This window comes from Blautia sp. BCRC 81119 (assembly GCF_003184505.1).
Lineage (GTDB): Bacteria > Bacillota > Clostridia > Lachnospirales > Lachnospiraceae > Blautia_A > Blautia_A fusiformis.
Window position 1 is genome coordinate 148,528 of sequence record NZ_QJHD01000005.1, and the last position, 13,473, is coordinate 162,000.

The 13,473-nt window shown below is 43.6% G+C and carries 7 protein-coding genes; 5 read left to right on the forward strand and 2 right to left on the reverse strand.

Translation table 11 applies throughout. The features are described from left to right. Window positions 1-17: 17 nt before the first annotated feature. The 3 genes from DMI82_RS04775 (at window position 18) to DMI82_RS04785 (ending at window position 6,529) form a co-directional block, all read left to right on the forward strand. Window positions 18-2,120 carry a BspA family leucine-rich repeat surface protein gene (locus tag DMI82_RS04775; protein WP_110102668.1) on the forward strand — a complete coding sequence of 701 codons (2,103 nt, stop codon included), beginning with the start codon at window positions 18-20 and terminating at the stop codon, window positions 2,118-2,120. A gap of 148 nt (window positions 2,121-2,268) precedes the next feature. Further along, on the forward strand, window positions 2,269-4,629 hold the full coding sequence (locus DMI82_RS04780; protein ID WP_110102669.1) for a BspA family leucine-rich repeat surface protein: 2,361 nt from the start codon (window positions 2,269-2,271) through the stop codon (window positions 4,627-4,629). A gap of 226 nt (window positions 4,630-4,855) precedes the next feature. Beyond that, complete coding sequence (locus tag DMI82_RS04785) at window positions 4,856-6,529, forward strand: LPD1 domain-containing protein (RefSeq protein WP_110102670.1); 1,674 nt, start codon at window positions 4,856-4,858, stop codon at window positions 6,527-6,529. A 201-nt stretch (window positions 6,530-6,730) separates the two neighbouring features. Here DMI82_RS04785 and DMI82_RS04790 read toward each other — a convergent pair whose 3' ends face one another. Together DMI82_RS04790 and DMI82_RS04795 are read right to left on the reverse strand one after the other, a co-directional pair. Then, window positions 6,731-8,542: a leucine-rich repeat domain-containing protein gene (locus DMI82_RS04790; protein WP_110102671.1), complete on the reverse strand. Its 1,812-nt coding sequence runs from the start codon at window positions 8,540-8,542 to the stop codon at window positions 6,731-6,733. A gap of 92 nt (window positions 8,543-8,634) precedes the next feature. Continuing rightward, window positions 8,635-10,719 (reverse strand): leucine-rich repeat domain-containing protein, encoded by a 2,085-nt coding sequence (locus DMI82_RS04795; RefSeq protein ID WP_158526428.1) that lies wholly within the window; start codon window positions 10,717-10,719, stop codon window positions 8,635-8,637. Here DMI82_RS04795 and DMI82_RS04800 point away from each other — a divergent pair. Both DMI82_RS04800 and DMI82_RS04805 read left to right on the forward strand, forming a co-directional pair. Further along, the gene (locus DMI82_RS04800; protein WP_110102673.1) at window positions 10,665-11,567 is read left to right on the forward strand and encodes an AAA family ATPase; all 903 of its coding nucleotides are present in this window, start codon (window positions 10,665-10,667) and stop codon (window positions 11,565-11,567) included. The genes DMI82_RS04795 and DMI82_RS04800 overlap by 55 nt on opposite strands. Window positions 11,568-11,580: 13 nt before the next feature. Continuing rightward, the gene (locus DMI82_RS04805; RefSeq protein ID WP_110102674.1) at window positions 11,581-13,278 is read left to right on the forward strand and encodes a VWA domain-containing protein; all 1,698 of its coding nucleotides are present in this window, start codon (window positions 11,581-11,583) and stop codon (window positions 13,276-13,278) included. Window positions 13,279-13,473 lie beyond the last annotated feature (195 nt).

Here is a 13,473-nt window from a genome sequence, read left to right on the forward strand (position 1 = left end):
TCAAAAGGAGGAATAAAATGAGAAACAGATGTATGTTTGAAAAAATGGCAGCCGGGATGGCGCTTGCGGTAACGGTGATGGCAGGTGCAGCGATGCTGCCTGAAAGCGGGCATGAGCTGATAGTCGGGACTTATACCGCAGATGCGAGTAATCAGAATAGTCAGAATATTTCGGGAAGGGGTACCAGTACTGAGGATAAAATAGACGAAACAGGCAGCAAAGCGGGATGCGCGGAGAATAACGGAAACAGCAACGACGGAAGTGAAATTTACGACTTCAAGGATAATAAGACGGCCGGAGCTGTGGCTATCACCAAGAAATGGGATGGCGGACTGACCAATGCGGAGCGTGAAATCCCGGATATGTATTTAAGCACTGGAAGGCCGAGCAAGAGCACGAAGGGATATACCGTTACGTTCCACGGGAACGGGCTGAAGTTTGCCGACGGAACTGACGAGAATATGGTAGTTTATAACTCTTCCGGGCAGATTGTGGAGGGGAGTTATAAAGAAGCGGTAGGAACCGGGGTGGCGTGGTATGCAAATGAAGCGTGTACGCAGAAAGTAGAGATTTCTGATGACGGTGTGCCGCAGGTTGAGCTGACCGGGGATTTAGATTTGTGGGCGAAAGAGATGACATTTGAGATTAAAGGATATAATGACAACTATCAACGGAGAACGGAGAATCCTCGGCCGACCAAAAGTCGTCTGCGAGTCAAAGGTCCCGGTTTTAACTTCGCACGCAGGTCTAAATCCCCGTTCGAAGTCTGGTTACGAACGCGAAGCGCAAGCTATAAACAACAATATAATGATTTCAATTCTTTAATCCCAAATACGGTTACTGAAATCGTGTTTACCGATGAGGTAAAACCAAAAGACAAAGCGACCATTGACGTTGACGCAGACGGGGATGGGGGTGTTGTCGCATGGCTGGATGATGATGCCAGAACAGTCATGAAGGTGTCTACGCAGATTCCGGGCGTAAAAATACAGGCGGCGAAAGACAGCGAAAATATGTTTTTCAATAGAAGCAAGCTTCAAAAAATCGATTTTAAAATGCTGGATACGAAAAACGTGACGGATATGTGTTCCATGTTCAACGGCTGTTCTGGCCTGACAAGTCTGGATTTAACACCACTGGATACGCAGAACGTGACGGATATGAGTGGCATGTTTTACAAATGCTCCGGTCTCACGAGTCTGGATTTAACGCCATTAGATACACAGAACGTGACAAATATGAGAGACCTATTCGGACTCTGTTCCGGCCTCACGAGCTTGGATTTGTCTCCGCTGGATACACAGAAGGTAACGGATATGAGTTACATGTTCTACCACTGTCTCGGTCTGATAAGCCTGGACTTAACCCCACTGGATACACAGAATGTAACGGACATGGGTTCTATGTTTTCCAGATGCTCTGGCCTAACAAGTTTAGATTTGTCACCGTTGGATACTAAAAAAGTGTGGGATATGAAATCCATGTTTGACGACTGTTCTGGTTTGACAAGCCTGGATTTGTCTCCGCTGGATACGCAGAATGTGACGGATATGAGTTACATGCTTTACGGCTGCTCCGGTCTAACAAGTTTAGATTTGTCACCGTTGGATACTAAAAAAGTGTGGGATATGGACTCCATGTTCTACGGCTGCTCCGGTCTCACAAGCTTGGATTTATCCCCCCTGGATACACAGAATGTGACGTATATGTATGCCATGTTCTACGACTGCTCCGGCCTCACAAGTCTGGATTTGACGCCGCTGGATACGAAAAACGTGACGGATATGCATTCCATGTTCTACGGCTGCTCCGGCCTCACAAGTCTGGACTTAACCCCACTGGATATGCAGAACGTGACGGATATGTATGGAATGTTCTACGACTGCCATAGTCTGACAAGCCTGGATTTGACGCCGCTGGATACATCAAAAGTGACGGATATGACGTACATGTTCGCCGGCTGCTCTGGTCTCACCAGCCTCACCACAGGCACCACATTCAAATTTGTTGGCACGGACTATGAACTTTCCGGCACATGGCAGAACACCGCCGGTGAAACCTTCACCTCCGGAAAGTTCCCCTCTAACGTTGCCGACACCTACACAAAAATTTCATCTTAACACATTAACTCACATCAAGCCTGCAGTGCTACGTGCTGCGGGTTTTTTTGTATATTCTTTTTGTTTGTTTATTTGCAAATAGGCGTATTTCTCCGTGGCTTTTTTTGCATATTAAACATATACAAATTGATTCAGAAGGAGGAATAAAATGAGAAACAGATGTATGTTTGAGAAAATGGCTGCCGAGATAGCGCTGGCGGCGGCGATAATGGCCGGCGCAGCGATGTTGCCTGGAAGCGGGCATGGGCCGGTGGTCAGGGCTTATGCCGCAGATGTAAATAATCAGAATAGTCAGAATATTTCGGGGGGGGGTACCAGGAGTGAGAATGGCGTAGATAAGGCAGACGAAGCGGACAGCAAAGAGGGTGATGCTGAAACTGGCGCGGAAAATGGGGAAGGCAGCGATACCAGTGAGGGTATCTACGACTTCAAGGATAATAAGACGACCGGGACTGTGACCATCACCAAGAAATGGGATGACGGGCTGACTAATGCGGAACGTGAAATCCCGGATATGTATCTAAGCACCGAAAGACCGAGCAAGAGCATGAAGGGATATACCGTCACGTTCCACGGAAACGGACTGAAGTTCGCAGACGGGACCGATGAGAATATGGTGGTTTACAACTCTTCTGGGCAAATTGTGGAGGGGAGTTATAAGGAAGCGGTAGGGACCGGAGTTGCGTGGTACAGCGATATGGCATGCAAAAACAGGGTGATGATTTCTGATGACGGAGTGCCGCAAGTTGAACTGACCGGGGATTTGGATTTATGGGCGAAAGAGATGACGTTTACACTCGTAAGCGGAAGAGGCTTTCATGATAAAATACCAAATATTGCTACCGAGGTTATTTTTACCGACGAAGTAAAACCAAAAGGCAAAGATGTTATTGATGTTGATGCGGACGGAGATGGCGGTGTTGTCGCATGGCTGGATGATGATGCGGGAACGGTCATGAAAGTGTCTACACAGATTCCGGGTGTAAAAGTACAGGCGGCGATAGACAGCGGATATATGTTTAGTAACCGAAGCAATCTTCAAAAAATCGATTTAAAGATGCTGGATACGCAGAAGGTGACGGATATGGATTACATGTTCTACAACTGTTCTGGCCTGACAGGCCTGGACTTGACACCGCTAAACACATCAAACGTGAAGAGCATGGAGGATATGTTCCACGATTGCTCAGGCCTGACAAGCCTGAACTTGACTCCGTTAGATACACAGAATGTGACGGATATGTATGGAATGTTCTACTACTGTTCCGGTTTAAAAAGCCTGGATTTAACTCCGCTGGATACATCAAAGGTGACGGATATGAATTCCATGTTCTACTACTGTTCCGGTTTGAAAAGCCTGGATTTAACTCCGCTGAATACACAGAACGTGACGAATATGGGCGCCATGTTCTCCGGCTGTTCCGGCCTCACGAGCCTGGACTTGTCGCCATTGGACACACAGGAAGTAACAAATATGGGCGCCATGCTCTCCGGCTGTTCTAGCCTAACAAGCCTGAATTTGTCCCATATGGATACACAGAACGTGACAGATATGAGCCAAATGTTCGATAAATGCTACAAACTCACTAGTCTGGATTTGTCTCCTCTGAATACACAGAACGTGACTGATATGGGTTACATGTTCTACGGCTGCTCGGGCCTCACTAGTCTGGATTTAGCTTCGCTGGATACACAGAAGGTGATATCTATGAGCTATATGTTCTGCGATTGCCCCCGTCTGACTAGCTTGGACTTGTCACCGCTGGATACGCAGAACGTGACAAATATGAGTTACATGTTCTACAACTGTTCTGGGCTCACAAGCCTGAATTTAACGTCCCTGGACACGCAGAAGGTAACGTATATGGATTACATGTTTTCCGGTTGCTCCCATCTGACCAGCCTAGATTTGTCTTCACTAAATACGCAAAAAGTGGCGAACATGAATCACATATTCTCCGACTGTTCCGGTCTGACAAGCCTGGATTTGTCTCCGTTGGATACGCAGAACGTAACGAATATGTGGTCCATGTTCGCCAATTGCTCCGGTCTGACAAGCCTAAACTTGACACCGTTGGATACACAGAAGGTGACAAATATGAGTAGTATGTTCTACGGCTGTTCTGGCCTGACAAGCCTGGATTTGACGCCGTTGGACACACAGAAAGTAACAAGTATGGAAGGCATGTTCTACAATTGCTCCGGCTTTACTAGCCTGGATTTGTCTGCGCTGGATACACAGAAAGTAACGAATATGAGCCAAATGTTCTCCGGCTGCCGTGGCCTGACGAGTCTGGATTTAACGCCACTGGATACTAAAAACGTGACGGATATGAGCTACATGTTCAATTACTGTCGCGCCCTCACCAGCCTCACCACCGGCACCGCCTTCAAATTCGTCGGCACAGACTATAGACTCTCCGGCACCTGGCAAAACACCGCCGGCGAAACCTTCACCTCCGGAAAGTTCCCCTCTAACGTTGCCGATACCTACACAAAAATATCTTAATCCAATCTATCTACAACAACATAACACTACGCGCAACAGAGCGGCCTTTGGCCGCTCTGTTGCGTATTCCCTACCCCATTTTCTCCACCTTCCTCTTTTCTACTGTCAACCATCCACCATCCATCTTTCCTTTTATCTTTTTCTCTTGCTTTTTGTCTTTTTTTCTATTTCTCATATTAATCATGTAACACAAACAAAGGTTAACAAAGAAAGGAAATGGAAAACTATGAAAAAACTGAACGATTTCGGAGCAAAAATTGGCGGAGCAAAGAAAGACTTATGGGCACTTTTTAACACACTTTCTGATGAGGAACAGGGCGAAATGGCCAGGAAGTCAAAGATTTGGAAACTGCCAAATTACCGGGCAATGATTGAAGAAGGTACGCCAAAAGAAGTATGTTTCTGGCAGAACCAGATGCGTAAGGCTGTTGTGTCCAGACCGGAAGCAAACGCAAAGGCATATGTCAGATTCGTGCTGGCATTTAAGTCAGATGTAGAAGCGTGCAATACGATAGACGAGGTTAAGGCATTTTATGCCGGGAACCCGGATATCGTTGAGTCTAAAGGCGTTTTTGAGTATCTGAGAAAGGCTTCGGAGAATCCTAATGACAAGCACTGGGTTTACGCGGATAGCGAAACGAAACCATTTTTTGACGGCAGTAAAGTGCTTCGTTATGTATATAGCACAAAACGTATTTCAAAAGACTGCGCAGAAAGCGACTTCCTTATGAGAAGAGAAGATAAAGAGGCAAAAAAATACTATGTGTTTGAAGCAAAAGCGGAGAATATTGAAACTAAGCCATATAGCAAGAAAGGTGTTTTTGCAAATACAGTAAAAAGCAGCACTTGTATTACCACTTTCTTTGACAAGGTCAATTATTCTGAGCTGGTAGAAGAGTCTCCAGATGATTGCCTGTATATTGCCATGTACGACAGAACAAAAATCGGAGTATATACTTCCTGCGAAAATGCAAAAAAAGCCATTGAAAGCAAAAAAGAAAAAAATGCGGGAAAAAAAGAGGCAGAAAAGAAAGAAGCATTTCTTCCGCCACATCTTTCAGAGATTGAAAGGACAGGAAGCGATTACAGTTACTTCAGATTTACTGCTGGAAATGTATTGATGGCAAGATATGGACTGCGTGGTGGCGAGTTCGGAAACTATACTTCTTCAAAAGACAGAGTGGGAAGTATTAACATGGCTTATGATGGTTTTGAAGACCTCTATAAGGCCTTAGGTATTTCACATCGGGACATCAGCCTTGGTGGTGAACTGGCAATCGCATTCGGCGCAAGAGGCCGTGGCTCAGCAATGGCTCATTATGAACCGGATAGAAATGTCATCAATATGACTAAAAAACGTGGCGCCGGCTCACTGGCTCACGAATGGGCTCACGCTATGGATGCTTATCTTGGAAAGAAACTTGGGCTGTATGGATATATGTCAGAGAATGTGAAATCAGACAAGGTCTTTGTATCTGCAAAAGAGCTTCTTACGGCATTTGAAAAACAGGATGGAAAAGAAACTGCATTTTATGCAGCATCCAAAAACTTTGATGGGGCTTATAAAAAGGCCGGAAACGGTTATTGGTCATCGGCCCCTGAAATGTTTGCAAGGGCTTTTGCATGCTATGTCAGGGATAAACTTGGAGACAGAAAGTCAGACTATCTTGTAGGTCACTCTGAAGCGGCTTCTGATGGCGTTAGCGTGGCGATTCCTGTCGGGAAAGAAAGAGAAGTCATCGATAAGAAATTCGATGCTTTTATCGCCGATATGATTAAACTTGGTTACTTTTCAAAAGAGAGGAGCAACACAGAAAATCCGACAGAATGCGACGATTCACCAGAAATTGTGGATGTTATCTTCTACGAGGACAACGGCGGCCAGCTGATGTTTTGTTAGCTTTTAACGAAGAACGGAAAATCCCCGGCCGACAAAAAGTCGTCTGCGGGTTAAAAGTTTCGGTTTTAACTTCGCACGCGGGTCTGAATCCCAGTTCGAAGTCAGGTCACAAGCGCGAAGCGCGAGTTATCAAAGGGCGGAACTTTTTCCGCTCTTTTTTTTTGCGGCAAAAAAAAGTCCCGGCGCAAAGGCCGGGGCATTCTAGAGTTGAAATTTTTTGGAAGCGTTTTTTGGTGCTTTTTTCTCAATTTCTGTTAAGATGTATGCTGCGAGAGCATTCATGTTGTTTTCGTGTGCTAATTTCAGGAATTTTTCAAGAGAACTCTTTGCAAAAAATCCAAGCTGAAAGAACTTGATGAGTTTTTCCTCATTTCCTTCGTTGAAATACCGTTTCACGATGCTCTGTCTTGAGCGTTTCAATGCATTGCGGTATATGTCTTTTTGGGTAATATCGTAGAGTTCAAAGGCTGTATCCTGAACGAGTGCGTTACTGAAACATAAGGCATACAGGCTGTCAATCCAATCTGTGTCAGCTGCTTTTGGAGAAAACATGCGGAAGCATTCATCTAGTTGTGAGATGACTTCTTTTGACATGGTTTTTGGAAGATAAAACGTATAATCTTTGTCATCTTCAGTTACGATAAGTTTGAAGGTGAGTCCAATCTTATTGTATGTTGATGCGTCATTGTATGCATTCAATACAGACAGCAGGATTCCTTCCGGCGCTCGGTCATACACATGTAATTCTTTAATGAATCTGCCAAAATTATTTGCTTTCACGGTTTTTAGTGTCCTGGGTACGGTTAATGTGTCCGCAGCAATATCGTTAAACGTAGTATCGCCGATAATCTCCAGGCCTTCATGAAGGACAAGTTTTTTTAAATTGCAGCATGAGAACATCATGCTTGACAATACTTTTATCCATGACGGAATTTCAAGCTCTTTGAGTCCTCTACACCCATAAAATTGGCCCATATCACCAAATCTGCTGTAATCGTCAATGGTATGATTAAATTTGATATCTGTAAGTTGCCTGCAGTCAGAAAACGCATAAGTCCCGATTCTGAATAAGGACTCCGGGAATTTTACAGACTCAATCTTGCTTCCTGAAAAAGCATTATACAGTATATATTCTGTCCCTTCCGGTACATCGTAATGACCATCACGTCTATCTGGATATTTAATAAGGACTTTCTTGTCTTTAGTATATACCACACCGTCCACAGTACAGAATCTATAGCTATTTTTAACTATACGATACGCCTTAGCGTGGATGTCTGAAAGGTAGCCTAGTAAATCGTTTACAGATAAATTTAGCCTGTTGTTGATGACCAGTGTGTTGAAACTTGCGCCTTTCAATTTGTTTAACTGGTCCGGCTTGCTGAAAACGACCTCCTCGATGTCATCCGCATTTTTAATATATACACCGGTGGCATCATCGGGGATAACTGCCATATCTGCAGTACGGTCAACTCCTACTACCGTTTTACCAATCAAGAATACGCCATTTACAAATTGCTTTCTTCCGAATTCAAGCGCAGAACCGGCAAAAGAATTGCCTTGGGCGATAATCTGCTCTGAGATATTTTTGATATGCTCTGAGAGGCAGCCCTCAAAGGCATACGACCTAACAAGTTCAATATTTTCCATATCTATGACGAAATCTTTGTCATGATAAAAGGAATTGAGCAAAATACCCGTTTCTTTGCTGATAAGCATTGGCCCAGATTTAAAATTACGGCTATACGAGATAACCTTCTCAATATTTGGAAACATGGAGTTGTAAATCTCAATGCTTTGGACCCCCGCGTTAATGACAATGGTCTTGATGTTTGGAAACTGCTTCATTACGTCCTTCAAAAGATAGCCAGAACCGCTATAGGTATGGCTTTCGTCTATGAATGTAAGAGTAGTAGCGGATTCCGGGACATCAAGGTTTTTGCATGTATAACCATATACACCTGTTTCAAAATAAAAAATAGCTCCTTCTGGCGAATTTAATGTTGTTAGCATTTCTTTTCTTCCTTTCTTTGTTTTTTTTGTACATACAATATGCGATATTCTCGAGTATAAGAAAAACCCGGCATATGCCGGGCTTAGATTGGTCAGATTCTGAAAGATGTTGTTTTTCTTTTTTTCTTATTGCTGCTTTTCTGCTGCATCTCAAGAATGTAGGAAGTTGCTGTCTTCATTCCGTTTTTTTGTGTTGTTTTTAAAAGAGTATTTAAGACGCGCTCGGAAAGGAATCCGAGCCCGACAAATTTGGCCAGTTGTTTTTCCTGATTTTCTTTTAATAGACGGTTCACGATTTTTCTTGAATGGCTTTTCAGGTAAGCAGCCGCTTCTTCATTGCTGGAATCGTGTTGATACATAGCAATGGCAGTGTCCTGTGTGATAGCGTCATCGTCGCAATATATGAACAGGCTGTTAAAGTAAGACTGCGGAAATAAACGCCATGAAAAATTTGAAAGTCTAAGGTCTAGGCTGGAAGTAACATTACCGATATATATATATCGTGGAATATATAACGTTTTTTTGCCTTTATCATCAGTTATGACAAGCTTAAGCAGTAAATTATCAGTATCAATGTCTCTGTCGGGACGGTCGGCGTTGCGTCTACAGCGGCTGACCATATTTGATATAAGGCCTTCCGGTATCCTTTCATACACATTGATTGTTTTTGCTTTATTAAAATTATTACCGCACATCTTTTTTAATGAGCGGGGAAGCGTAATTTCTTCAAAATCAACAGAATCAAACGCCCAGCCGGAAATCGTATCCACCCCTTCTTCTAATTCGAGGCTTTTAAATTCGCATCCACTGAACATTGACGCTCCGATTGTCTTAATGTACGCCGGGATTTTTAACGTTTTAAGGCTTGTACATCTTGCAAAGATGTTTGAACCCCCTTTATCGTCATAATCGCTAATGCCTCTTCCAAACCCTATATCTGACAGGTCATGGCAATCACAAAAGGCTGCATATCCGATTTCTGTTACAGAATCGGGAATCTTCACTGACGATATCCTGCTGTTTATAAAAGCGGAGTCATAAATCACTTCTGTTCCTTCCGGTATTTTATATGCCCCTTCGCGGCCAGAAGGATATGCGATGAGTTTCTTTTTGTCTTTTGTAAAGATGACGCCATTTATCGAACAATAGAATGGATTGCTATCCCTAACGAACAGGTTGAAGGCATTTGGACGTTTTGCATACGTCCTTATGTCTGGCATTTCTATGTATTCATCTGTGTCAATGATTACGCTGTCAAGGAACAGGCTGCTGTCACTGAACGCGTTAAGGTTTTTGACGTTTGCAGTTTTTATACACTTAATATTGTTTATATTTGTGTCTGCTCCCGTGTATATAGACTTGATACCATCAGGCAGTGTGATTTCTGTTGCACCAGGCTCAATATCAACAAGGACCGCGCCGATGGTACATATGCCATTAGTGAATGGTTTTTTTTCAGCGAATATGGAATATGCAAAAGCATTATCATTAATTTTGGCTACGTTGTTGCTGTTAACGATATCAACTGATTTACAACCTTCAAAAGCAAAGCTGTCTATCAAAATGACATCGTGTAGGTCAACCACTTCGTCCTGATTTCGGCAGAATGTATTTTCAAGCCTCGCTTCGTTATACCCGGTCTTTATCAGCATACTTCCGGTGGTATATGAGTAGCTGCGTGAAGATACCCTTCTGACGTTCGGAAACATCATATTGCTGATGTCAATATCGTCAACGCCTTGCTCAATCACGATTTCTTTGATATTTGGGAACTGTTTTTTCACATCTCGCAAAAAATACGACGGTGTAAATACTCCATACTGTAAATTGCTGATAGAAACATTCCTCATACGTGCAAACGTCAATGTGGTAACATCATCGTCAATATCAATGTCAACGCATCTTCCACGCTCTGCTATATAAAATGTAACACCTTTCTGTACAGAAACTTTTTGAACCATTTCAGTTTCTCCTTTCTTTGTAAAAAAATATTCAAAAATAATATGCAAGATTTCTCTGACAAGAAAAATCGCAAAAAACGATTCTGCGGACAAAATTTCAGCATATTGGATATGTAAAAAAACAAAAAGAGGCTGATGAGAAGCCGAAAAAGGAGAAAATAATGATGACAATAGAAGAGATTGATAAAGGACTAAAAGAGAACGGATATATCCCAAACGATGATATCTGCTATGCTGTATTTGAGGCACTGTCACTGCAGAAACCAATTCTGATTGAGGGTGACCCGGGCGTCGGTAAGACATCACTGGCGATTGCTGTTTCCAAAATGCTCAGCCTGCCGTTTCTGCGCCTGCAGATGTATGACGGATTAACAAAAGACGAAATCCTGTATGACTACGACTACCAGCGGCAGCTGCTGACATTGGAGGCAGTAAAACCCAAAATCAATGAAGAAATCAAGGGCATGGACGTAAATGCTGCCATCAGAAAAGTAGCAGGAGATGTAAATTTCTATGGAGAAGAGTTTCTGATTCCACGTCCAGTACTGCAGACCATTAACGGGACGGGAAAGAAACTGCTGCTGATTGATGAGATAGATAAGTCTTCGGAAGAGACCGAATATATGTTGTATGAATATCTTGAAGGATATGGAATCAATATCCCACAGCTGGGACCGGTAAATTGCCCGGAAGGCCAGAAGCCGGTTGTGTTCCTGACGTCTAATGGATACCGCGAATTATCAGGTGCAATGAGAAGGCGCTGCGGGTACCTCTATATCAAGAAAAAGACCAGGGAAGAGATTATTGAAATCCTGAAGAATAATGCAAAAGTTAACGACAAAGTGGCAGCCGGCATCGCATCATGCATTGTATCCCTGCAGGAGGAGCACCTGAAACATCCCGTATCTATTTCGGAGGCGGTCGATTGGGCGAACTTCCTGAAAAATGATGCAAATAAAGACATGGTCATGAAATCTATCGGACTGCTGGCAAAAGACAGAAGAGACATGGGAATTATCCGGAAGGCGGTTGAAACATACGCAGAAGATATTGCTGTAGAGTAAGGAGGGGGTTTGTTTGAATTGGATTGATTGTGAGGTATGTTTATTTTCCGAACAGTGTGATGGTCCCGATTATGCCCAACTTTGTATGGACTTTGATGACGACTATGACTTTGATGGCTACTGCGACGATTCTAATCCTTCGCAGGGTGTTGTAGGAGACCGGGCCCCGGTAATCCCGGAAGTAACGACGGATACGCCTTCCTACCTATACGAATTCATCTTTGAGGCATGTGAGTATTTTAGCAGCGCAGGTTATATCTGCAATGTTTCAGAAGTGTTTTCCGTTATCAGTGATATGCGCGGAAAGGTAAATATCAAACGGCTCCTTTCCACAATGCTTGTACATAGTTATCAGGAGTCCGCCGCTTTTGATAAGATTTACAGTGAATTCCTTGAAAAATATTACTACCGGCACCGCGAAGAACGGGAAGCAAAAGATGAACACGAAAAAAATAAGAAAAAAATGAATGAAAAACTGCAGCGCCTGACAGGGCGGCAGCAGGAACTAAAACAACAGCAGGAAGAAGGGCAGAAAGAATCAAAAGAAGTTAGAAAAGCAGAGCAGACGCAGGAACAGCAGAAAGGTATTAAAAATCTGGAAGAATGCCTGGAAGGCCAGAAATCGTTAAAAGAATTCGTAAAAGTAGTAAAAAGCGGCATAAAACCTGAGCAAAGCCAGTTAATGCGTGAAGTTAAAGCTGCTTCCATGAAAGCGTGTACGAAACCCAACAGCAGCGAAATCATGGCGGCTATCCGGGAACGTGGAAAACAGCTGAAAGCAATCAAGGAAGAAGCCAAGAGCTTGAGTACACAGATTGCTCAGACGGAAAATGATATCAAGACAATGCAAAAGAGAATGCAGGAAGAAGACGCAAAGTTCCAGCGCAAAATGAATGAGATTGTGAAGGAGCAATCTAATATGCATCGTGCTGAATTCAATAAAGCGCTTGCCAGGAATGCAGTAAGGTCCAAACATGCCGGTGACATTGTACTGGATAAAGACTTCGCAAAAATGAATGATGCAGAGAAGCGGCAGATTGCAGACTATATCAAAGACAATGCAAGGAAATTCCGGACAAAAATGTCACGGAAGATTCGGGCAAACCGTTCATCTAAGATTGATATCCCGGCTACGATAAAGAAAAGTTGCCAGACTGGTGGTATCCCGTTAAGACTTATACACCAGAAGCCGGTAAGACAGAAGTCAAACCTGATTCTGATTCTTGATGTGTCTGGGTCATGCAAGAATGCCTCTGAAATGATGTTGGTGTTTATGCATGCGATGAAGGAAGTGTTTCCCGGTGGATGCAAGACCTACGCTTTTACGAACCGTCTTTATGATATTTCAAAATTCTTTGAAACAGACAACCCGAATGAAGCAGTGAAAGCCGTTATGGATGCGATACCGAGGGCGGGTGCCTATTCTAACTATGAAATCCCGTTCAGAACGTTCTACGACGAGCACATGAGTGAGGTGACCGGCGATTCTTACATTTATTTCATCGGTGATGCGAGAAATAACAAAAACGCCAGCGGTGAAGACTATGTGAAGGCAATTGCAAGAAAGGCAAAAAAAGCGTTCTGGTTGAATACAGAAAAGGTGGAAGAATGGAACCACGGCGATTCTATCATTGGAACATATGCAAAATATATGACAAAGGTGGCACAGACGGTGACGCCGGCAGAATTGCTGGGATTTTTGGAGAGGTAAGAAGAGAGGGCTGCCACGCAAGCACGCTGCGGGCCCCTTGCAGTTTTTGCTTCTGTCTGCAAAGACGGGCTTTTGTCAACGAAGAACGGGGAATCCCCGGCCGACCAAAGGTTCCGGTTTTGACTTCGCACGCGGGTCTGAATCCCCGTTCAAAGTCAGGTTACGAGCGCGAAGCGTGAGTTATCATGAAAAGAA

Bases quoted from the DNA above. Each gene is read 5' to 3' on its own strand.
- DMI82_RS04775 (WP_110102668.1), top strand. From the start codon at position 18: ATGAGAAACAGATGTATGTTTGAAAAAATGGCAGCCGGGATGGCGCTT.
- DMI82_RS04780 (WP_110102669.1), top strand. From the start codon at position 2,269: ATGAGAAACAGATGTATGTTTGAGAAAATGGCTGCCGAGATAGCGCTG.
- DMI82_RS04785 (WP_110102670.1), top strand. From the start codon at position 4,856: ATGAAAAAACTGAACGATTTCGGAGCAAAAATTGGCGGAGCAAAGAAA.
- DMI82_RS04790 (WP_110102671.1), bottom strand. From the start codon at position 8,542: ATGCTAACAACATTAAATTCGCCAGAAGGAGCTATTTTTTATTTTGAA.
- DMI82_RS04800 (WP_110102673.1), top strand. From the start codon at position 10,665: ATGATGACAATAGAAGAGATTGATAAAGGACTAAAAGAGAACGGATAT.